Here is a 22755-nt window from a genome sequence, read left to right on the forward strand (position 1 = left end):
TCATGGTGAGCATTCTTTTCATAGAAGACGATCCAGCCGTGGCCGAGGCAATCACGTTGGGACTGAACCGACTCGGGCACGACGTCAGCCATCGCCCCGACGGTAACGGTGATTTCGACGACGCCCTGGGTGCCACGGACCTCGTCCTACTCGACCTCGGGCTGCCGGGTGCCGACGGTTACGAGATCTGCCGACGTATCCGCACACGAAGTTCGATCCCGATCATCATTCTGACCGCTCGATCCGACGACATCGACACCGTCGCCGGCCTGGAAGCCGGTGCCGACGACTACGTCGTCAAACCGGCCAGTCCGCGCGTCCTCGACGCTCGTATCAAAGCCGTCGTGCGGCGCTCGGCACCGGCAACGACGCGCCCGGATGCGACGCCGGGTGCAGAGACGTTCGGCGACCTGGAATTGGATCGGTCGTCGCTGCAGGTCCGCAAGGCCGGGATGCTGCTGACCCTCACCCCGACCGAACTCCGACTGATCCTGGCGCTGACCGAGAACCCCGGACAGGTCCTGAGCCGCCGACAGTTGTTGTCCGCAGCCTGGGACCAGGAGTATCTGGGTGATTCCAGAATCGTCGATGCAGCAGTGCAGCGGCTGCGCGGAAAGATCGAGGACGACCCGGCCGCACCGACCGTCATCGAAACGGTGCGCGGGTTCGGGTATCGCTTCAACACCAGCCCAGCCCGATGAAACCGACCTGGCTTCAGGTCGACGGTCTGCGAACCAGGCTCGTGCTTGTGTTCATCGCAATCGTCGTGATCATCGCCGGGGCAACCGCGGGTGTCGTCTCGTTCATGGCGCGGTCGTGGATCTATTCCAACGCTCAGGATGTCGCGACCGCACAATTTCGCGACGAACTGCAATACGTCAACGGAACACCGGTAGACGAGTTGACGCCTGCCAACCTCCAACAGATCTTCCAGTCCGACATGACGCTGATCGTCGACGGCGAAGTCATCCGTCAAGGATCCGTGGATGCGGCGACCATTCCGCCCAGCTTCGACGAAGGTTTGGACAGTCCGAAGCTGATCCGTTTCGAGAGGCTCGACTCCCAGCGCATCATGTTGGGAATGTCCGTCAATGTCGTGGACATGAGCGCGGACGACAGCTACGACAACGAGACATTGGTCAAAGCCGTCACCATCCGGCCGCTGGTAGGAGTGCAGGACAAGTTCGACGACCTGCTTCGAGCTGTCGGCCTCACCCTCGCCGCCGGTGTGTTGGTGAGCGGACTACTCGGGCTGTGGATCGCGTCGACGCTTGTCCGTCCGCTCAAACGCCTGGACAAGGCGGCCGCCCGTGCTGCCGACGGCGACCTCAGCGTCCGACTCCCCGAAGACGGAGTAGCCGAACTCGCCCAGGTCACAACAACGTTCAACAACATGGTCGCTCGCAACGAAGCGGTCATCCACGGTCTGGAAGAATCGGAAGAGCAGTCGAGAAGGTTTGTCGCAGACGTCTCCCACGAGCTCCGGACGCCGCTCGCAGCACTGGTGCCGGTCAGTGAGATCCTCCGTGAAGAGATCCCCAATCTTCCGCCCGACGCCGCCGCTGCCGCGCGCATCGTGAGCAGTGAGATCGGCAAGCTCACTCGACTTGTCGAAGACCTCATCGAAATGTCTCGCCACGACTCTCAGCAAGCGCACCTCGTCCTCGACGACGTCGACCTCGTCGAATTGACCGAGCGCACACTCGAGAGCCGCGGATGGACCGACACCGTCGAACTGCGCGCACCCGAAAGTGTCAGCGCCAGAGTCGATTCGCGTCGGATCGACATTGTCGTCGCCAACCTCGTCGGCAATGCACTGCGCCACGGAGCGCCCCCGGTTCGCGTCGAGTTGAGCGTCGAATCCGGTTTCTCCGTCATCACCGTCGTCGACCACGGCCCCGGCATCTCACCCGAAGACCGGCAGGCGATCTTTCGGCGGTTCTACAAGGTCGACACCGCGCGCGGACGCAGCGAGGGCAGCGGACTCGGACTCTCGCTCGCCGTCGAGAACGTGCACCTGCACGGCGGCACCATCGGCGTCGACCAGGTGGATGGTCGCACGGTCTTCACGGTTCGCCTGCCCCGTCGCTGACCCCTTCCCGAGCGAACGTACCTTTCGGCGCACCCAAGGCGATCGTCGTACCGTTCGCTCGAAAAGGGATGGGCACTTCGCACCCTGAACCGTCCGCGTTTAACCAAATAATGGGATTCTGGTTTCAACATGTGAAACCACGGGAGTAGCGTCGGCATCGTCGAACAGCGCAGAGATCGGAGGGGCACCATGACGCAGGCGTCGCGGCTGGAAAAGACGGCCGTCTCCCCGAAGGCGTGGACGATGCTCGGAATCGGCGTCGCAGCCCAGGCCGCAGGCACTGTCTTCGTCAGCACCCCCGCCTTTTTGATCCCGCTGCTGCATTCCGCGCACGGCCTCTCGTTGACGCAGGCCGGAACTCTGGCCGCTGCACCCACTTTCGGCATGGTTCTCACGCTGGTGGCGTGGGGAGCCATGGCTGACAGATTCGGCGAGAAATGGGTCATCTCCATCGGGCTCGGCCTGACGGCGATCGCCGCGCTGGCCGCGACCACCACCGACAACTACACCCTCCTCGGGATCGCATTTCTGCTGGGCGGAATGGCTGCGGCGAGCACCAATGCTGCCAGTGGACGTGTTGTGGTCGGCTGGTTTCCCAAGGATCGGCGCGGCCTCGCGATGGGAATCCGGCAGATGTCACAGCCCCTGGGCGTGACCATCGCGTCGCTGACCATCCCGACTCTCGCTGCGAACGTAGGAATCGGTTCGGCCGTCGGACTGTCGGTAGCTCTCAACGGCGTTCTCGCCCTGATCTGCGCCGTCGCATTGATCAATCCCCCGCGGCCGGCGGCGCGGCCCACAGACATCCCGGTCGAAACGGTAAATCCTTATCGCTCGAACTGGTTCCTATGGCGCATTCACGTCGTCTCGGCACTGCTGGTGTTTCCGCAGTTCACCCTCTCGACATTCGGTCTGGTCTGGCTGATCAGCGAGCAAGGATGGGACGCTGCGCCCGCTGGGCTCCTGATCGGGATCTCCCAGTTCGTGGGTGCACTCGGACGCATCGTTGTCGGCATCTGGAGTGATCGCGCCGGAAGCAGAGTAGGCCCGCTGCGGTTGGTTGCCGTCTCCGCGTCTGCGGTCATGTTGGCAATGGCGGCAGCCGGCGCAGCGCCTTGGGGCGTTCCCGCCTTGATCCTGCTGCTGGCAACCACTATCAGCGTCGCCGACAACGGTTTGGCATTCACTTCCGTGGCCGAAGCTGCCGGGCCGAAATGGCAAGGAAAAGCATTGGGCGCACAGAACACCGGGCAGTTCATTGCCGCGTCAGCAGTGGGCCCGGTGGTCGGTGCGCTGATCGGCGCGGTCGGCTACCCGCTCGCCTTCGCGATAGTCGCGGCATTTCCCGCCGCAGCAATTCCCTTGGTGCCCAGCCGCGATCGCGACATCAGCGTCTAGTCCCTCATCGGATTCGGTTGCACTGCAGGTCCCGTCAGATCACAATGCGGCTTGCAGGCAACCGAATCCGCTTCCTGAACAGGCTCTACTGTCGGAGTGCGGATCAGCGTCGCGGCGATCGCTGCACCGACCAACAGCAGTGCCACACAGATGTACATCGCGTACCGGAACCCGTCGGAGAAACTCGTCGGATCGACCAGACTTTCGGCGTCGATACCCACGAGGGCAGGCAAGGCCGCGACGGCAAGAAGTTGGCTCGTGCGAGCAACGGCATTGTTCACACCGGATGCGATTCCGGACTGCTCCACCGGTACCGAACCAAGCACCGCGGCGGTCAACGGCGCGACCATCACCGCCAGGCCGAGCCCGAACACAAGAACTCCCGGCAGCACGACGGTCAGGTACGACGCATCCGGGCCGATCCGCGTCATCAACACCAACCCCACCGCGGCAACGGCGGGCCCGACCGTCATCGGCAACCGCGGTCCGTGCGTCTGCGCGTAACTGCCCGCGCGCGAAGACAACAGCAGCAATGCCAAGGTGATCGGTACCGTTGCGACGCCGGCAGCCACCGGCGAGTACCCGGCAACCAATTGCAGTTGCAGCACGAGCAGGAAGAACACACCGCCCAGCGCCGCATAGACCGCAAGGGTCACCAGATTGGCCGCGACGAACATCCGCGAGCGGAACAGGGACGGCGGCACAAGGGCACTCGGTGAGCGTCGTTCCACCACGACGAACAGGCAGAGCGCAATCACTCCGAACAGCCCGACTATCGGGTTGACCTCGATCAGCCCGTACGTCAGTGCGCCGAGACCGACTACTGCGCAGGCAGATCCGACCACGTCCAGGTGCTCGGGCGGATGCGGGTCGCGGCTCTCCGGTACATGGCGCACCGCTGCCCACACCACGACGATCGCCAGCGGGATATTGAGCAGGAATACCGATCGCCATCCCGCCACTTCCACCAGCCAACCACCGAAAAGCGGTCCGATGGCGCCGGCAACACCACCTAAACCCGACCACAATCCGATGGCCGCGCCGCGGTCCTCCTCACGAAGTGACGCGGAGATGATGGCAAGGCTGCCAGGTGTCAAGAGCGCAGCTCCCACTCCCTGCAGGATTCGTGCAATCACCAGAAACGTGATGTCCGGTGCAATTCCGCAGAGCAACGACGCGACCGCGAACCAGACCGTCCCCCACACGAATACCCGTCGCCGACCCCAACGATCACCGAGCGCTCCCCCGAGCAGAATCAGCGACGCCAAGGCCAAGGTGTAACCGCTGAGCGTCCACTGCAGTCCGGCGACACCGGAACCCAGTTCTTCACCGATGTGAGGAAGAGCAATGTTGACGACGGTGCCGTCGAGGAGAGCCATGCTCGAGCCGAGAACGGTGGCGGCGACAACCCAACGCCCACGCTTCGACGCGAGCGCCAGTGGTTCCGTCATCGGTCCATGGTGCGCCTTCACACGCAATCGCGAAAGAGCGCGCGGGAATTCAGTCGATCTGGCGACGATGTGCCCAACGCGTCAACGCATTGCGATTGGACTGCTGAGTCTTTCGCAGGACGTTCGATGCGTGAGTCTCGACCGTCTTCACGGAAATCACCAGGTCCTCGGCGATTTCACGGTAGGTGTACCCACGTGCCAGCAATCTGAGCACTTCGAGTTCTCGCGGAGTCAGCGAGTCGAGTTCCGGATCGAGTTGCGGCTCGGGTGCATTGGAACGCCCGGTGAAGGAGTCCAGTACGAAGCCTGCCAGGCGAGGCCCGAACACTGCGTCACCACCGGCAACGCGTCGTACACCCTCGGCCAGCTCGGATCCCGAGATCGTCTTGGTCACGTACCCGCGCGCACCGCCTCGGATCACCGCGATCACGTCCTCGGCCGCATCGGAAACGCTGAGCGCCAAGCACACCGGGCCGGAATCGATTCCGCGCAGAACTGCCACTCCACCACCGTCAGGCATGTGGACATCGAGCAGAACGACATGCGGTTTCGTCGAGTTGATACCCGCGATCGCCTCAGCGACGCCACCGGCTTCACCGACTACGTCCATGTCTGCCTCGCGCGAGAGTTCCGCCCTCACCCCGGAGCGGAACACTGCATGATCGTCGACAAGAAATACGCGGTACGGGGGCGGCGCAAGCGAAGTCACTGGGGCTGTTCCTCGGGGTTGTCGACACGGTCAGCAGTCTGGTCCCACTTTAGAGCAGAGTCACCGAGCGGCATGTGCACGCGGATCTCGGTGCCCTTTCCGATGTCGGATCGAACCACGACGCGGCCACCCCGTCGCTCGATGCGACCACGAATCGACTTGGCCAAACCCTGACGGTCCTCCGGCACCGCATTGACGTCGAATCCAACTCCGCGATCACGAACGAACACACTGACCTGGTCGCCCTCGACCTCGGCGAAAAGATTGATTTCCTTCTCCCCCGAGTGCTTTGCCGAGTTCACGAGAGCTTCACGCGTCGCACCGAGGAGCGCGGTGAACGCTTCCTTGGGCAGACCGTTCTCGACGCCTTCGCCTTCGAGTTGTACGTCGCCGACCGTGACGGGGCGGACCGTGACGCCATGCTGGTCCTCCACTTCACCGGCGATGATCTTCAGACCTTCGGTCAGGCTCGTGTGGTCGATATCCCCGCCGCTGAACAACCACTTGCGCAGCTCGCGTTCCTGACCACGGGCCAGGCGCGCCACCTCTTGCGGATTGTCGGACTGCTTCTGAATCAGCGCCAACGTCTGAAGTACGGAGTCGTGCAGATGCGAGGCGATCTCTTCACGTTCGTCGTTGCGAATTCGGGCCGCACGCTCGGCGCCGAGAGCCCGCCACATCCGCAGCCACAGCGGCACCGTCAACAAACCGACACCGATCAGCGTCACCACCACGGCCAGCAGGGACGAGCGCAGTGCTTCGAGGTCGACCTGAGCGAGGACGACGACGCCGAGACCCAAGATGATCAAGGTCGCTCCCCCGACCACCCGCGCCCACGTGAGAACGGTAGGCCGCTGCGGCAAGCCGATGACGGTCCGGGGACCGTCGGAGTCGAACTCGCGCCACACCAAAGCGGCACCGATCGCGACGACGAAGAACGGTGCGAGCACCGAACCCGCCGTGCCGCTGAACAGCCAGGACAACGCGGCTGCGCCGCCCAATCCGAGTGCGATCAAGCCGTACGCCCGCTGCCGCTCGGCCGCGGACGGCTTCTGGGTGTCCGTGCCGGCTGAGGTGAAGATCCAGAGGGCGCCGTAAATCACTATGCCGGATCCGGCCATCGCCGCCAGAATCGCGAAGGCGACTCGAACCTTCAGGACGTCGATCCCGAGATGATCGGCGATACCGCCTGCAACACCGGCGACGATGCGACCGCCGGAGCGCCGCTCCAGCTTTCGCAATGGAACACCGCCCGGAATGGGCACACCCTTCTTCATGGGTACGGCATGCACCGGTACCCCGTTGACGGGCGGGCCTCCCGTGAACCCGGGAGCGGGACCGCTCACGAACGGCGGATCTGACAGATATTGCACATAGTCGATACTGGCACGAACCACTCGGACTCACATCAGGGTCCAACCCTGAATCAGGGCGGCGCCCCTGGCCCCGATCGTCACAAAGATCAGGGTTGGCCCTGATGCGCGGAGGCCGCCCCGGAAGCCAGGATTGATTCATGAACAATCCGACTTTCCAAGAACAGATCCAGGATCTGTGGCGGACCCGCCCCGTGCGTCTGCCGGCACAAGGTCACGTGGCCGGGGTATGCGCCGGAATCGGATACCGGTACTGCATCGACCCCATTCTGGTACGTGTCGCGTTTGTGGCCTCCACTATTTTCGGCGGCTCAGGCATCCTTCTCTACCTCGCCGGGTGGTTGGTGCTCGCCCGCGCCGGTGACGGATCGTCCCCCGCACAGTCGTTGATGGGCCGCGGACACAGCTCCGATTCCAGTACCAAGACCATCGTCTTGTTGGTGGCTCTCGCCATCGCGGCTACGACCGTCGGGCCTGTCGGCGTCGGCCTGGGTGGTTCCGGTCTGATCGGGCTGATTCTGATGGTCGGAGGCCTGTGGCTGCTCTACCAACGAGCGCCGGTCCCGCCTGCACTGCCACAGAGCACGTCACCGTACGTCGGCGCGGGTACCGCGTATCCAGGCACGGGATTCACGCCCGGGCCGTTCACTCCCGGATACTTCGCACCCAATCAGCCGCCCGTGTACACGCCGTACACAAAACTCCCCGACAGCTACGTGCCCGAGGAACGGCCGGCCGAACAGTCACCGCAATCTCAGGCCGATCATCCGACGATCAACCTGTCGAAGGACCCGAGCGCTTCAGCCGCCGCCAATCCGACCGAGGTGATCGGCGAGGCCGCCATCACACCGCCCTCCTGGGATCCGCTCGGCGTCGCTCCGTTCGCCTGGGATCTCCCGGACCCGGCAGTCAAAGCCACGCCGCTGCTGCCTTTGCCACCACGTAAGCGTCGCTCGCGATGGACGCTGACAGTGCTCGGACTCGCGATCATCGTCGCCGCCGTCACCGGGGCAGCGGGCGCGGCAACCGGCAACGAGTGGTTCACTCCCGGCCGAGTCGGTGCTGTCGGACTCGCCGTCATCGCGCTCGGCCTGATCCTCGGGGCATTCTTCCGCAAGGGGTACGGCCTGCTGGTCGTCACCGGACCGCTCGTGGGTTTCGTGCTTCTCGCCTCGTTGGTCTACCCGATCGATTTCGACGCCTCGGGTGAGCAAAGATGGACTCCGGCAACCGCTTCCGAGTTGGAGCCGTCGTACTCGGGAGCCTTCGGAAGCTTCACTCTCGACCTCAACGGGGTCAAGTTCACCGAGGACAAGACCATCGACGTCGCGGCGTCGTTCGGTGAGTTCGTCGTCATGGTGCCACCAACCGTCAACGTCAAGAACAGCTGCACCGTCGTCATGGGTGACGGATCAGGTTGCCTCGACGGCGGAATACACCCGGGCCGTGATGTGACACCGGATTCGCCCACACTGACCATCAACGCCAAAGCTACGTTCGGCAGTCTGAAGGTGACGCAATCATGAGCGAATACGACGAGACCACAGAGCACGACGAGACCCGAGAATCCAAGCGCCCCTCGGCACTTCTGCTGATCGCCGGACTGGCCGCACTTCTGGTCAGTGTGTGGGCGTTGGTCGGGCCGTTCTCCCTGGCGCCGGCAGCGAACATTCAATTCCGTTGGCTGTTCGTCGGTGCCGCCGTCGTGGCAGGACTACTGCTGGTGATTCTGCCGAATCGGCGCAACCGGAAGTAAAACTGCTGTGCGCCTTTATTAACCGCGGGGGGTTAATAAAGGCGCACAGTTGTTTTTACTCCCACTCGATAGTTCCCGGCGGCTTGCTCGTCACGTCGAGGACTACGCGGTTCACGTCCGCAACCTCGTTGGTGATTCGAGTCGAGATGCGCTCGAGGGTCTCGTACGGCAGACGCGTCCAGTCCGCGGTCATCGCGTCTTCACTCGAGACCGGACGCAGCACGATCGGATGACCGTACGTCCGGCCGTCACCCTGCACGCCCACGCTTCGGACGTCGGCAAGGAGAACGACCGGGCACTGCCAGATGGTTCCGTCCAAGCCTGCAGACGTAAGCTCTTCGCGCGCAATGGAATCTGCCTGACGCAAGATCTCGAGGCGATCGCGGGTGACCTCACCGATGATGCGGATACCGAGTCCGGGACCGGGGAACGGCTGGCGTCCGACGATCTCTTCGGGCAGGCCGAGTTCGCGGCCCACTGCACGGACCTCGTCCTTGAACAGCAGACGCAACGGTTCGACCAACTTGAACTGCAGGTCTTCCGGCAGCCCGCCGACATTGTGGTGGCTCTTGATGTTTGCAGTTCCCGTGCCGCCGCCCGACTCCACGACATCCGGGTAGAGCGTGCCCTGGACCAGGAAGTCGACGGTCGCACCATGAGATGCGTTCTCGCCCAGAACATCACTGACTGCGCCTTCGAAGCTGCGGATGAACTCGCGGCCGATGATCTTGCGCTTGGTCTCGGGATCGGTGACGCCTGCCAACTCACCGATGAAGGTGTCCGCGGCATCCACGGTGATCAGACGAGCGCCGGTTGCCGCGACAAAATCCTGCTCGACCTGCGTGCGCTCACCGGCTCGCATCAAACCGTGATCGACGAAGACGCATGTCAACCGGTCGCCGATTGCGCGCTGAACCAAAGCCGCAGCGACAGCGGAGTCGACGCCACCGGACAGACCGCAGATGGCGTGTCCGTCTCCGACCTGCTCGCGAACCTGCTCGATCAGCGCATCGGCGATGTTCGACGCCGTCCACGCTGCCGGAATACCGGCAATCTCGTGCAGGAAGCGGCTCAGGACCTGCTGACCGTGCGGGGAATGCAGAACCTCAGGGTGGTACTGCACACCGGCGAGCTTGCGGGCGCGGTCCTCGAACGCCGCGACGGGAGCACCGTCGCTCGTCGCGGTCACCTCGAAGCCGGAAGGCGCTTCGGTGACGGCGTCACCGTGGCTCATCCATACCGGCTGCGTCGAGGGAAGACCGTCGTGGAGCAATCCGCCGGATACCGCGATGTCGGTACGGCCGTATTCGCGGGTACCGGTCTCGGCGACGGTGCCGCCCAGGGCGCCTGCCATTGCCTGGAATCCGTAGCAGATTCCGAAAACCGGAATGTCGTGATCGAACAGTGCGGGATCAAGCTTGGGAGCACCGTCTGCGTAGACACTCGAGGGCCCACCCGAGAGCACAACAGCCAAGGGGTTCTTGGCCACGATCTCCTCGACGGTCGTGGTGTGCGGAATCACCTCCGAGTAGACCTTGGCTTCGCGAACTCGCCGTGCGATCAACTGCGCGTACTGCGCCCCGAAGTCGACGACAAGAACTGGTCTCTGCTGCTCGATATCTGCCACAGGTGCAGTCTAATCGCCGCAGCCAGCGCTTCTGCGCATGCATGGACTCAGCCCGCTACTCGGCCGAGCGAGCGCGAGGTACGTCACTACAAAGGCCGCCCCTCAGAACTGCGCGGCGACCTCGCGCGGATCTAGACCACTGTCCAGGTCAACGGCGCCCCAATCACCCGCACCTTAGCTTCGGCAATCAATTCGGCAGCATCATCGCAGGCCAGAGCCCGAAATGGACGAAGGATGAATTTTCTGGACGTTTGACCGATTCGCCTGAACCAAACGTCCAGTAAAGGTAATCTCGCCCGTCAAGTGATCAGGATCACGATCGCAAACGGCCGGCGCCGCCGAACGGCGCTCACCTCGAGGAGGACCTGTGCGTCGATTCATACGACGACTCGCCATACCTGTCGCGGCTGTGACGGCTGCCGCCGGACTTCTAGTCCTCGGCACGCCGGCCACCGCTGACGAAGCCCCGCCGACCACTTTCACCGGCACGACCGACAACCTGATCTTCACGAAGAGTGTCATCGGGAACGCGGCAGTTCACCCAGGCGACACCGTCACGTACAAGACCGAGATCAAGCACAACGAAAGCGGCATCGAACGGTCGATCGCAAAGATCCGTGACATCCCGCCCGCAGGATTCGTCCTCGTGCCGGGCAGCGCCAAGGCCACCTACCTGGGTGTGACCAACCGGGCCACGATCAGCAACGAATCAGACGGCGGAGTCTCCGCGAAGTGCTCGAGCGGCTGCACCTTCCTGGTCGGTGGATTCGTCGTCAAGAAGAACCAACCCGTCACACTGGAAGCGACCTACACGGTCCCCGTCGGCACAGCATTCGGGACGTACGACAGCGGCATGCTCTTCGACGTCAACGCCTTCAGCACACAGCAGGGCCTCAACCCGATCAACGTCAACGTCCAGGTAGTCGACCCGTCTGTCGCCACCGGAACCACACTGGTTGCACCGGCAACGGCGAAGGTCGGCACGCCGGTCGACCTGACCGCGACAGTTGCGCCGTCCGACGCGAGCGGCACCGTCCAGTTCAAGGACGGCGGCAACGACATCGGCTCACCGGTCCCGGTCTCGGGCGGTAGCGCCACCCTCTCCCACACCTTCGACAGCGTCGGCGCCCACGACATCACCGCCGCGTACAACGCCGGTCCGGGATTCCACAGCTCGACCTCCGGAGTCCAGACCGTCGACGTCTCCGCGGACACCACCACCACGATCTCGGCCCCGAACGCCGCGCTGGTAGGTGACAGCATCACCGTGAGCGCTGTCGTCACACCGGCAAACGCCGTGGGCACGGTGCAGTTCAAAGACGGCGAGACCAACCTCGGCGCACCGGTGGCTGTAGTCAACGGAACGGCTTCCCTGACCCGCAGCTACGACGCTTCGGGTACCCACAGCTTCACCGCAGTGTTCACCGGCGAGGCCGGTTACGGCGATTCCGTCTCCACCGCAACCCAACTCGACGTCAGCGATCCCGACTGGGGAACCACGACCACAGTTGTCGAGCCACTCACCGCTGTTGTCGGTGAACCGACCAACCTCTCGGCCACCGTCTCCCCCATCCCGAGCAGCGGAACCGTGACGTTCAAGGTCGACGGCGCCGAGGTCGGTACCGCACCGGTCGGCACGGGTGACGGCGTCGCGATCCTCCCGCACACCTTCGCATCAGCGGGCGCTGCAGCCGTGACGGCAGAGTTCTCCGGCGGAACCGGATTCATCGGCTCCACGTCCACGTCGTTCACGGTGAACGTCACCGATCCCGAACCCGCCCGCGCCGACACCACGACGTCTCTGACCGTCAGCGGCTCGGCTCAGGTCGGAAAGGCATTGCAGCTCAAGGCCACCGTCGCACCCGGAACAGCAATCGGAATGATCCAGTTCAAGTCCGGCACGACGCCCATCGGCGCACCCGTTGCCGTCGTCAACGGCGTCGCGACACTCACGCACACCTTCGACGACGAGGGAACGTTCGGCCTCACTGCCAACTTCGTCGGCGACGCCGGTTGGAAGAACTCCGTCTCCGGCCCGACGGTCGTGCAGGTCGGCACCGCACCGACCGACGGCGGCGGCACCGGAAGCGTGGACACCGGTTCGCTCAGCGGCCTCATCCCGCTCTTCGGAAGCTAGTCCCCCACATCAGCTTTGGACACCACTCCCGTACCCAGCTCAGGAGAATCCATGTTCGTGTACTCCAGACGTCGCATCGCGGCGCCGATCGCCGCCACGGCACTCGCCAGTGGCGTCATCCTCGCGGGAATCCCCGCATCAGCGGCCCCCGTGACAACAACCTTCGGCACGAGTTGCCTGGCAACCCCGTCCGCTGTCGCCGGTCCGACCACGCAGTCACAGTCCGGCTCGGTCATCGTCGACGCACCGGAATCCATCGGCGCCGGTGAAACCTTCGAGGTCACCATCCAACCCGGCCCGATCGCCTTTCCCGGCTCCGCTTCGGGGGCGACCGTCCAGAACGTCTCCCGCATCAAGGTCGACGTCGACGTTCCTGCGAACGCCACCCTGGTGGAAGCCACCATCGTCCCCGGCACTTCGGCGGGGCTCAGCGGTGTAGCGCCGAACATCCTGCGCGTCAACGAGAACGGCAACGTCGATCCCAACGGAACGATTCTGCGCCTCTCCGGAAACAACCAGGTCATCGGAAACAGCCCCAGCTCGAGCATCAACTCCGAGGGCGGCATCGTCGTCAAGGCGACCGGCAAGAACGTCGATGGTTCCAACAATGCCGACGGCTACACGCAGTTCCAGCTCCCCCAGGTCAAGGCAGTTCTCAAGGCCGGCGATTCAGGGGACGTCGCGATGAAGGTACGCACCGGCGGCAGCGCGGGAGCGTGGAACAACGATCGCAACTTCCTCACGTTCCTCCCCAAGGCCACCCTGGTCATCACCGCCTGGGCACCCACGCGATGCACCCCGCGTGACGCCGAGAACGGTCCGCTCAACAGCGGCGCAGGCCCCCTCGCCACGACGCGGATCATCGAGGCGGACAAGGCAACCACCACCACAGTCGTCGGACCGGCCAACGCCAAGAACGGAACTCCCGTCACCCTGTCAGCCAACGTGAGCGGCGGCGCAAACGGTGGAACCGTCCAGTTCTTCGACGGCGACAACCCACTCGAGGACGCCGTGCCGGTAACCGGAGGGTCGGCCAGCATCTCCCCGACCTTCACCGAGGACGGACCGCACTCCATCATCGCGAGCTACAGCGGAGCCCCCGGGTTCCTGGCGTCGACGTCGGCGTCGGCCAAGATCGTGACCGTCACGACCGATGCACCGCCGGACGCCGTGACCACTACCGCCACGGTGTCGCCGTCGACCGCGAAGGTCGGACAGGACGTCAACCTGACTGCCAAGGTCGATCCGCAGGGTACCGGCGGCACCGTCGATTTCATCGTCGACGGCACCGAAACGGTCAATGCTCCGGTCGGAACCGACGGAGTTGCCGTCGCTCCGTACACCTTCACCTCGACCGGAACGCACAAGGTTGTCGCGAAGTTCACGGGCTCACCAGGATTCGCGCCGTCCGCTGCCCCGGCATTCCCGGTCAGTGTGACGACGCCGGCTCCGGCTGACGTCGAGACGACCACGGTTCTCGACGCTGTCGGAACTGTTCAGAAGAACACCCCGGTGACGCTCAAGGCAACGGTCGATCCGTCCGGCGCCACGGGCAAGGTCCAGTTCAAGGTCGGTGACACCCTCATCGGTGGACCGGTCGACGTGGTCAACGGTGTCGCAACGGTACCGGCGACGTTCTACAACTCCGGGACCTACAGTGTCACCGCCGAATTCGTGGGCGCTTCGGGCTACACGGCCTCCGCATCCGCGCCGCAGACCCTGACCGTCCCCGGCGATACGGACGGCGGGCCCGGAGGCGGGACCGGCAGCCTCGACCTCGGCACTCTGTTCGGGTCGCTAGGAGGCTGACACTCTGAAACAGAGATGGGGCGTGTCGTCGAATCCTCGACGACACGCCCCATCTTCGTTCGCGGCGAACTATCCGGCTGCCGGCTCCGCCGGAACAGCGGTAGCTGTCTTGCCGCCGGTGATCTTCACGATCGGCAGGACCAGCGCGGCCGGGGCCGACGCCGGCACCACAGGCGACTTGGGTGCAATCGGAGCCAAACGCTCGTAGCCGCTGCCCTGGGCGGGACGCAGGTCGGTCTCCCCCTTGTTCGGCCACAGCGAGGCCGAACGCTCGGCCTGAGCGGCAATGGTCAGCGACGGATTCACGCCGAGGTTGGCCGAGACCGCTGCGCCGTCGACGACGCTGAGCGTCGGGTAGCCGTACACGCGGTGGTACGGATCGATGACGCCGTGATCGGAATCCGACGCGATAGCGCAACCGCCGAGGAAGTGCGCCGTCAGTGGAACGTTGAAGATCTCGCCCCACGTGCCGCCCGCGACGCCGTCGATCTTCTCGGCAACTCGACGCGTCGCCTCGTTGCCCTCCGGGATCCACGTCGGGTTCGGCTGACCGTGGCCCTGCTTGCTGGTGACCTTGCGTCGACCGAACAGGCCCTTCTTCGTGTACGTGGTGATGGAGTTGTCGAGGTTCTGCATGACCAACGCGATGATCGTGCGCTCACTCCAGTCCTTGACCGTCAACATGCGCAACATCTGGTACGGATTCTTCGCAACCACACCGAGGAACTTGATCCATCGGGGCGTCTTGCCGCCGCCGTCCGTCATCAAGGTCTGCAACAGGCCCATCGCGTTCGATCCCTTGCCGTAGCGGACCGGCTCGATGTGGGTGTCGCTGCTCGGGTGGAACGACGAGGTGATCGCCACTCCGCGAGTCAGGTCGAGTGCGGGATCGACCTTGTACTTGCCTGCGCCGACAATGGATTCGGAGTTCGTTCGAGTCAGCTCGCCGAGCTTGTCGGAGAGCTTGGGCAGCGCTCCGGTGTCCTTCATGTCGAAGAGCAGATGCTGAGTGCCCCACGTTCCGGCCGCGAGAATGACGTTCGCAGCCGTGTAGGTGCGGCGGTTCTTTCGTCCGAATGCACCGGTTCGCTCGGTGAACACGTCCCACGAACCGTCGCGAGCCTCACGAAGCCCGGACACGGTGGTCATCGGAATGATCTCGGCGCCGGCTGTCTCGGCAAGGCCCAGATAGTTCTTGAGGAGCGTGTTCTTCGCTCCGTGACGGCAGCCCGTCATGCACTCGCCACACTCGATGCAACCGGTGCGCTCGGGTCCGACGCCGCCGAAGTACGGGTCCTTCGCCTTCTTGCCAGGTTCACCGAAGTAGACTCCGACGGGCGTCTGGATGAACGTGTCGCCGACACCCATGTCATCTGCGACGGACTTCATGATCTCGTCGGCGGGCGTCATGTGCGGATTCTGGACGACGCCGAGCATCTTCTGAGCCTGCTCGTAGTACGGCGTGAGCTCGCTGCGCCAGTCGGTGATGTGCGCCCACTGCTTGTCCTGGAAGAACGGCTCCGGCGGCTGGTACAGCGTGTTGGCGTAGTTCAACGACCCGCCGCCGACGCCTGCGCCCGCGAGAATGAGGCAGTCGCGCAACAGGTGCACGCGCTGAATGCCGAAGCACCCCAGCTTCGGAGCCCAGAGGAACTTCTTGAGATCCCAACTGGTCTTCGCGAAATCTTCGTCGGCATACCGTCGGCCGGCTTCGATGACGCCGACCTTGTAGCCCTTCTCCACGAGACGAAGCGCGCTCACGCTTCCGCCGAACCCGGATCCGACGATCAGTACGTCGTAGTCCGTTGCCCGTTGCTTGCCCATCAGGACACCTCCACCGTGAACCGTAGTTACCCGCCAGTATGCACCTATCCCTTGTGACTACCACCACAAGGGGCCCCATAAGCGTAACCGCAAGTATCAGGAACGGAAGAAAGTCCTGCACAACGAACTGTGGCCCCGGTTCACGAAGAACCGGGGCCACAGAAAGGTACAAACTACGCGCGGACTGTCAGCCCGACCTTCTGGAACTCCTTGAGATCGGAGTATCCGGCCTTCGCCATCGACCGACGGAGACCACCGACGAAGTTCAGCGAACCGTACGGATCGTCCGAAGGGCCGCTCAGAACCTGGTCCAGACTCGGACGCTCACCATAGGAAACCGGAAGAAGTGCTCCACGCGGAACCGAAGGATGAGCCGCAGCGGACGGCCAGTACCAGCCACCACCCGGCGCCTCGGCGGACACGGCCAGCGGCGTGCCCAGAACGGCAGCGTCGGCACCGCAGGCGATGGCCTTCGCCAGATCACCCGAAGTTGCGATGTCACCGTCGGCGATGACGTGGACGTAGCGTCCACCCGTCTCGTCGAGGTAGTCGCGCCTGGCTGCTGCAGCATCGGCAATGGCCGTGGCCATCGGAACACCGATGCCCAGGACCTCACCGGTGGTGGTTGCACCCTCGGTAGACCCGTACCCGACGATGACACCGGCAGCGCCGGTACGCATCAGGTGCAGCGCGGTGCGGTGGTCACTGACCCCACCCGCGACAACCGGAACGTCGAGTTCCGAGATGAACGTCTTGAGGTTGAGCGGTTCCTGCTCGGTGTGCACGACGTGCTCGGCCGAGATGATCGTGCCGTGGACGACCAGGAGGTCGATTCCCGCCTTGATCAGCTCCGGCGTCAGTGCGCGCGCATTCTGCGGGCTGACGCGAACGGCAGTGGTGACCCCCGAATCACGGACCTGCGCCACCGCAGCTGCCAGAAGACCGGCCTGCAGCGGAGCCGCATGCAGCTCCTGCAGGTAGCGGATGGCCGCGTCGACGCCACCGTCCTTCTCGGCGATCTCGACGAGACGCCGGAGCTTCTCCTCGACATCGGGGTGACGGCCCCACAGGCCTTCACCGTTGATGACACCGAGGCCGCCGCGCTTACCCAACTCGATCGCGAAAGTCGGCGAGACCAACGCGTCGGTGGGATGTGCGAGGACAGGAATGTCGAACCTGTAAGCGTCGAGCTGCCAAGCAGTCGACACCTCCTTCGACGAACGAGTTCGCCGGGAGGGAACGATGTTCACATCGTCCAACTCGTAGGTACGTCGGGCCGTTCGACCCATGCCGATCTCAACGAGGTCGCGCACGCGCGCCCCTTTCTCGTGTACTGGTTGCTAACGAGCGGTGTAGTTGGGTGCTTCGACAGTCATCGTGATGTCGTGCGGATGGCTTTCCTTCAAACCGGCCGCCGTGATCTGGACGAACTGAGCGTTCTGCAGGTGCTCGATCGTCGCCGACCCCGTGTATCCCATGGCAGCGCGCAGACCACCGGTGAGCTGGTGCGTCACCTGCGAGAGCGGGCCACGGAACGGAACACGTCCTTCGATGCCTTCCGGAACCAACTTGTCCTCGGAAAGCACGTCGTCCTGGAAGTACCGGTCCTTGGAGTACGACTTGGCCTCGCCACGCGACTGCATCGCGCCGAGCGAACCCATTCCGCGGTAGCTCTTGAACTGCTTGCCGCCGACCAGAATCAGTTCGCCGGGCGATTCAGCGGTACCGGCCAGGAGTGAACCCAGCATGGCCGTCGACGCACCTGCGGCAAGAGCCTTCGCGATGTCACCGGAGAACTGGAGTCCACCGTCAGCGATGACGGGCACACCGAGAGGCTTGCACGCGGCAACCGCTTCCAGGATGGCCGTGACCTGAGGGGCACCGACACCGGCGATGACGCGGGTGGTGCAGATGGAACCAGGGCCGACTCCGACCTTGACGGCATCGACGCCGGCTTCGACCAGTGCCAGAGCACCCGCGCGCGTAGCGACGTTGCCACCGATGATCTGAACCCGCTCGCCCAGTTCACGCTTGAGCTTGGCGATCATGTCGAGAACGTTGGACGAATGCCCGTGCGCACTGTCCACCACGAGTACGTCCACACCGGCATCGGTGAGCGCCATCGCGCGCTGGAAGGCGTCATCGCCGGCACCGACTGCAGCGCCGACGAGCAGTCGACCGTCACGGTCCTTGGTGGCGTCGGGATGCTGCTCGGTCTTGACGAAGTCCTTGACCGTGATCAGACCGGTGAGCTTGCCGTTGCCGTCGACGATCGGCAGCTTCTCGATCTTGTGCCGACGAAGAAGACCCAGTGCCACGTCAGCGGTGACGCCTTCCTGAGCGGTGATCAGGGGCATCTTGGTCATGATCTCCGCGACCGGGCGGTTCTGGTCGACCTCGAAACGCATGTCCCGGTTGGTGACGATGCCAACCAGCTGGCCGGCGTCGTCGGTGACCGGCAGACCGGAGATGCGGAAACGAGCGCACTTCGCATCGACCTCACCCATCGTGTCGGTCGGCTTACACGTGACGGGATCGGTCACCATGCCGGCCTCGGAACGCTTGACCGTCTCGACCTGTCCTGCCTGGACCTCAACCGACGAGTTGCGGTGCAGAACACCCATGCCGCCGGCGCGTGCCATCGCAATTGCCATGCGCGACTCGGTGACGGTGTCCATCGCAGAACTGACCAACGGAATCCGCAGACGGATGTCGCGGGTCAGTTGACTGGACGTGTCGACCTGGCTCGGGATGACGTCGGACGCAGCCGGCAACAGCAGCACGTCGTCGTATGTCAGTCCCAGCATCGCGACCTTGTTGGGGTCGTCTCCTCCGGTGTGTACATGTCCTGCAGAACTACTCATGCGGTCAGGACCCTCCATGGACCTAGATTCGCCCAGGGCGACCGCTGTAGCAGCCGCCTCGAAACGGATTACGAAAGCTGGATATCGGATAGAAGGCGCCTGCACGGAAAGAAATTCCTGGCACCTTTTCCCGGCGTTGCACACCATGGTATCGGCTCACTCAAAGGTCCGAACCATCCCACCCACGCTGCGGGTACGCGTAACAAGTGGCGCTGACCCCCCTGACCTGCGTACCGTGGTGCTGTGCGTGATCAACTGCCCCCCGGTCTGCCGCCAGATCCCTTCGCCGGCGACCCAGCTGACCCCTCCGCGGCTCTCGATGCCATCGAGCCGGGCCAACCACTCGACCCCCACGAACGCCAAGCGGTCGAGGAGGATCTCGCTGACCTCGCTGTATACGAGGCACTCCTCGCTCACCGCGGTATCCGCGGTCTCGTAGTCTGCTGCGAGGACTGCCAACAGGATCACTACCACGACTGGGACATGCTGCGCGCAAACCTGCTGCAGCTGCTCGTGGACGGAACCGTCCGCCCCCACGAGCCTGCCTACGACCCGATGCCTGAGGCATATGTCACGTGGGACTACTGCCGTGGATACGCCGACGCGTCGATGAACGAGGCGATGCACGGCGACGGTTTCGACAGCTGAGCGAAACCTCACCCAAGCTCATACGAAAGTGGCCGACAAGCAATTGCTTGTCGGCCACTTTCGTTTGAATTCAGATCGGAACGGTGCGATCAGGGCGGGGGTGAAGAAGAATCACCCGACGGAGACGAGGCCGGCGCCAGAGGCGTCGTTGTCGTGGTTGTCGTCGTTGTTGTCGTGGTCGTTGCCGTGGGCGACGATGACGGTGTCGACGACGCCGCGCTTGGACCAGGCGCCTGCATGATTCCAGGATTGGGCGTTGTCGTCGTGGTCACACCCCCAGGCAGCTGAGGGTTCGCCGGATTGACGGAGATCCCCGGAATCGCCGTGGGAGAGGTGGCAATCGAGGACTGCTGGTCGGTCGTCGACGGCGGCACTGCGGGTGACGTGGTCTCCTGGACCTGCGTCATCAACTTGCCCCAACGCTCGACGAGGTCGGTCTTGTCCTGCGAGTCCTTGACCGCATCGGCACGGTGAGCTGCGTTGTCCAGCACCATCTTTGCCGCAGGAATGTCTCCGGCAGCCAACAGCCGCTCGGCCTTTTCCAGCTCGGAAGTCGTGTCGATCTTCGCAACTGTCGAGTTGGCCTCGTCGGCGAAGACGACCTGCTTGACGCCCCACAGGGCATCGCCGGGCTGGGCGTCGTACGCCATCGCCGTGGCGCCACCGAAGACCACTGCTGCAACTGCTGCAGCGGCGGCGATCGGACGAACCACACGCAATCGAGAACGGGAACGTGAACGCTGACGATCGGAGAAGCCGGACGGCGTCGCTGTGATTGCAGCGATGACATCGTCCAACAACGGACCCTCGGGCATCGGAGTCGCAACGACATCGTCACGCCATTGCGAGAGGATCAACGCAAGTTCGTACTGTTCGGTGCTATCGGTTGCTACCGGCCCACCATTCGAAATGGATTCGATCAGCGCATCGTCACGCCGAACCGCAGCCAAATCCACTGGCGTACCGTCGTCGGCGAGATCACCGAGATTCGAAGCGTCATGCCCCTCGTCTCTAGCCAAAGCTCTCACCTGCTTTCGTCACTTCTTTTTTCAGTTTCGCGATCGCTCTGTGCTGAGCGACTCGTACAGCTCCGGCGGTACTACCGACGGCGACGGCCGTTTCCTCGGCCGACATCCCGACCACCAGGCGAAGTATCAAGATTTCTCGATGCTTCTCCGGAAGTGTGCCGAGAAGTTCGTGCATCTGTCTGCTGGACTCCGAATCGAGAGCTCGCTGTTCGGGACCATCATCCAGTGCTATTACATCCGGTACTTCGGAAACGGGCTCCGACTTGTTACGGGCGGAGCTTCGATGTGCGTCCGCAACCTTGTGCGCGGCAATTCCGTACACAAAGGCCATGAACGGGCGTCCCTGGTCCTGATAACGCGGCAGCGCGGTCATCACGGCCAGACAGACTTCCTGTGCGACGTCGTCAGCGGACAGGTGTCCTCTCTCGGCCGCACCCACTCGACCGCGGCAGTAGCGCACCACCATCGGTCGGATGTTCTCCAGAACCAAAGCTAGAGCTGTACGGTCGCCCTGCGCAGCAGCAGCGACCGCGGTGTCCAACTCATCGCTCGTATTTGTCATCGTCAGCGAAAATCCTGGCGTTACAGTGGCACCTCCCGAGCGGGTGTGCTCCCGCTCTCAGCGGAACCCTCTAAGAGTAACCATCCGGACCGACTGGTCTCCGCATACCTGCCCAGCAGTCGCGATATCGATACAGCTCCTTCTGGAATGTTCTCCGGAGACTTCGGTGGAGTGGTTACGACAAAGGTAGGAGTGATCCACCACGCATCGCAATCAGATCGCCGATCTCCCGGGCACTCGGTGAGGTTCTCTCACCGCTGACACCTTCGATCAACAGAGACGACGCCCAGGCCAGGGGCAGCAGGCCGTATTGCCGGCACCGCGCGAACACATCTGCTGCCATCTTCACGGCTGCGCTCGCGTCGGTTCCGGTCAGCGCGGCGCTACGCAGCAGATCCGACTTCACGCGGTGCCGCACAGACTCCGATTCCGCTGACAATTCGACGGCGCGTTCTGCGTGTCTGCGGGCACGAGCGAAGTCGCCTCCCGCCAACGCCAATTCTGCGGAGACCCATTCGATCCGAATTTCCTGCCGCCACAGCCCGCCCTCGGCATCCAGACGCGCCCGACATTGCGCCAGCAGGCGCCAGCCGAGCGGGAGCCTGCCACAGCCGAGGGCGTCTGCGGCCAGACCGGTCAGAGCGTCACAGGCAGCCTCTGGATCACCTGGCAGGCCGCCGACGATCGCCAGTGCGCGCCCGTCCCACGTGGACGCGAGTGCATGGCGTCCGCTCTGGCGAAGAAACGACGCCCTCGTGCTGGTAGACAGAGAGGCAAGAACTCGATCCGAGTGCGTCGAGAAACCGGCCGTGAGCCGATCGAGGACATCCAATGCAGCCCGCGCTCTTGCGTAGCGGCCCTGACCACCCAGCACTACTGCCGTTGTCCACCAATCTCGGGTAGAGCAAGGCGCCGGGAGGCGGACGAGATCCGGATCCGCACCGAACGCGGCAGACTCGAGGGACCCTGGAAGTGCAGTTGTTTCGTTGGGCACAGGTGATTGAGGGCGCGCAGGTGTCGACACAGGTTGATCATCGCAGCAGCACGAGCAGACATTCGCACGACCGGCGTCACACCAACGATGCCAAAAGTCGCACGAAACACGAAAAGGCAAGTTTGTCGGAGTTAATCAGATATTCAACTGAGATTTGCCAAATGTACTCGTAATGATATTTAACGGGCATATATCCGTGACGTTAACTGCGCATTACTTATTGGACGGATGTCCTAGTTGAAACTTGGGCACTAAGTCCCGAAATGGAGTGCAACCACGCCCACGCAATATCGGACAAATGACGCAAACCGAGCCGAATGACTGAGTGATTTCGCCGGGCGATCAGCCTCGAACATATCCCTGATCTGTGGGTTTCGCATCTCGAGCAGCCAGGCTTGCCGGCCGCCACCTCGATCGACCCAATTTCGACATCGGCGCAGAACAACGCACGAGGAGCCCGAAATGTAAATATATACTTCGTTA

The 22755-nt window shown here is 63.6% G+C and carries 18 protein-coding genes; 8 read left to right on the forward strand and 10 right to left on the reverse strand.

All coding sequences use genetic code 11. The features are described from left to right. The first annotated feature begins 2 nt into the window (after positions 1 to 2). The 3 genes from RhoBH5_RS05790 (at position 3) to RhoBH5_RS05800 (ending at position 3490) form a co-directional block, all read left to right on the forward strand. A complete protein-coding gene (locus RhoBH5_RS05790; RefSeq protein WP_058039028.1) occupies positions 3 to 701 on the forward strand; it encodes a response regulator transcription factor in 699 nt (232 codons plus the stop codon). Next, positions 698 to 2092: a sensor histidine kinase gene (locus RhoBH5_RS05795; RefSeq protein WP_270008029.1), complete on the forward strand. Its 1395-nt coding sequence runs from the start codon at positions 698 to 700 to the stop codon at positions 2090 to 2092. Before RhoBH5_RS05790 ends, RhoBH5_RS05795 begins: the two co-directional genes overlap by 4 nt. 189 nt (positions 2093 to 2281) lie before the next feature. Continuing rightward, a complete protein-coding gene (locus RhoBH5_RS05800; RefSeq protein WP_083057657.1) occupies positions 2282 to 3490 on the forward strand; it encodes an MFS transporter in 1209 nt (402 codons plus the stop codon). Here the strand turns inward: RhoBH5_RS05800 and RhoBH5_RS05805 are convergent. From RhoBH5_RS05805 to RhoBH5_RS05815, 3 genes are read right to left on the reverse strand one after another with little or no spacing between them, the layout of a single operon-like run. After that, complete coding sequence (locus tag RhoBH5_RS05805; protein WP_270008030.1) at positions 3487 to 4941, reverse strand: MFS transporter; 1455 nt, start codon at positions 4939 to 4941, stop codon at positions 3487 to 3489. The two genes, RhoBH5_RS05800 and RhoBH5_RS05805, sit on opposite strands and share 4 nt — an antisense overlap. Positions 4942 to 4990: 49 nt before the next feature. Beyond that, positions 4991 to 5650, reverse strand: coding sequence for a response regulator (locus RhoBH5_RS05810; RefSeq protein ID WP_003940972.1), 660 nt, complete (start codon positions 5648 to 5650; stop codon positions 4991 to 4993). After that, positions 5647 to 6927: an ATP-binding protein gene (locus tag RhoBH5_RS05815; RefSeq protein WP_037125680.1), complete on the reverse strand. Its 1281-nt coding sequence runs from the start codon at positions 6925 to 6927 to the stop codon at positions 5647 to 5649. The genes RhoBH5_RS05810 and RhoBH5_RS05815 overlap by 4 nt, the downstream gene beginning before the upstream one ends. 236 nt (positions 6928 to 7163) lie before the next feature. Here RhoBH5_RS05815 and RhoBH5_RS05820 point away from each other — a divergent pair, with 236 nt between their 5' ends. Beyond that, complete coding sequence (locus RhoBH5_RS05820; RefSeq protein ID WP_270008031.1) at positions 7164 to 8549, forward strand: PspC domain-containing protein; 1386 nt, start codon at positions 7164 to 7166, stop codon at positions 8547 to 8549. After that, entirely contained in the window at positions 8546 to 8779 is a 234-nt protein-coding gene (locus RhoBH5_RS05825; RefSeq protein ID WP_003940832.1) for a hypothetical protein, read from the forward strand. The genes RhoBH5_RS05820 and RhoBH5_RS05825 overlap by 4 nt, the downstream gene beginning before the upstream one ends. Before the next feature lie 55 nt (positions 8780 to 8834). Here the strand turns inward: RhoBH5_RS05825 and guaA are convergent, their stop codons facing one another. Next, positions 8835 to 10406: a glutamine-hydrolyzing GMP synthase gene (gene guaA, locus RhoBH5_RS05830; protein ID WP_007727510.1), complete on the reverse strand. Its 1572-nt coding sequence runs from the start codon at positions 10404 to 10406 to the stop codon at positions 8835 to 8837. Positions 10407 to 10773: 367 nt separating this feature from the next. Between guaA and RhoBH5_RS05835 the strand changes: the two genes are divergently transcribed. Next, positions 10774 to 12543: an Ig-like domain-containing protein gene (locus RhoBH5_RS05835; RefSeq protein WP_270008032.1), complete on the forward strand. Its 1770-nt coding sequence runs from the start codon at positions 10774 to 10776 to the stop codon at positions 12541 to 12543. Between the two features lie 51 nt (positions 12544 to 12594). Continuing rightward, complete coding sequence (locus RhoBH5_RS05840; RefSeq protein ID WP_270008033.1) at positions 12595 to 14352, forward strand: Ig-like domain-containing protein; 1758 nt, start codon at positions 12595 to 12597, stop codon at positions 14350 to 14352. 69 nt (positions 14353 to 14421) lie between these two features. On the opposite strand, the gene RhoBH5_RS05845 is transcribed toward RhoBH5_RS05840, so the two are convergent. The 3 genes from RhoBH5_RS05845 to guaB all read right to left on the reverse strand — a co-directional run bounded on the left by RhoBH5_RS05845 (position 14422) and on the right by guaB (position 19040). Beyond that, complete coding sequence (locus RhoBH5_RS05845; RefSeq protein WP_003940689.1) at positions 14422 to 16176, reverse strand: GMC oxidoreductase; 1755 nt, start codon at positions 16174 to 16176, stop codon at positions 14422 to 14424. Between the two features lie 173 nt (positions 16177 to 16349). Then, positions 16350 to 17489 carry a GuaB3 family IMP dehydrogenase-related protein gene (locus tag RhoBH5_RS05850; RefSeq protein WP_003940976.1) on the reverse strand — a complete coding sequence of 380 codons (1140 nt, stop codon included), beginning with the start codon at positions 17487 to 17489 and terminating at the stop codon, positions 16350 to 16352. A gap of 27 nt (positions 17490 to 17516) precedes the next feature. Next, the gene (gene guaB, locus RhoBH5_RS05855; protein WP_003940903.1) at positions 17517 to 19040 is read right to left on the reverse strand and encodes an IMP dehydrogenase; all 1524 of its coding nucleotides are present in this window, start codon (positions 19038 to 19040) and stop codon (positions 17517 to 17519) included. A 243-nt stretch (positions 19041 to 19283) separates the two neighbouring features. Here guaB and RhoBH5_RS05860 point away from each other — a divergent pair, with 243 nt between their 5' ends. Beyond that, positions 19284 to 19688 carry a DUF5319 domain-containing protein gene (locus tag RhoBH5_RS05860; RefSeq protein WP_003940777.1) on the forward strand — a complete coding sequence of 135 codons (405 nt, stop codon included), beginning with the start codon at positions 19284 to 19286 and terminating at the stop codon, positions 19686 to 19688. Positions 19689 to 19777: 89 nt separating this feature from the next. On the opposite strand, the gene RhoBH5_RS05865 is transcribed toward RhoBH5_RS05860, so the two are convergent. The 3 genes from RhoBH5_RS05865 to RhoBH5_RS05875 form a co-directional block, all read right to left on the reverse strand. Next, positions 19778 to 20707, reverse strand: coding sequence for an anti-sigma-D factor RsdA (locus RhoBH5_RS05865; protein WP_063836274.1), 930 nt, complete (start codon positions 20705 to 20707; stop codon positions 19778 to 19780). Continuing rightward, positions 20700 to 21278, reverse strand: a complete 579-nt coding sequence (locus tag RhoBH5_RS05870) for a sigma-70 family RNA polymerase sigma factor (protein WP_003940953.1) — start codon at positions 21276 to 21278, stop codon at positions 20700 to 20702. Before RhoBH5_RS05870 ends, RhoBH5_RS05865 begins: the two co-directional genes overlap by 8 nt. Positions 21279 to 21453: 175 nt before the next feature. Further along, on the reverse strand, positions 21454 to 22152 hold the full coding sequence (locus tag RhoBH5_RS05875; protein ID WP_082893138.1) for a hypothetical protein: 699 nt from the start codon (positions 22150 to 22152) through the stop codon (positions 21454 to 21456). Positions 22153 to 22755 lie beyond the last annotated feature (603 nt).

It is taken from the genome of Rhodococcus sp. BH5, from assembly GCF_027583855.1.
GTDB lineage: Bacteria > Actinomycetota > Actinomycetes > Mycobacteriales > Mycobacteriaceae > Rhodococcus_F > Rhodococcus_F qingshengii.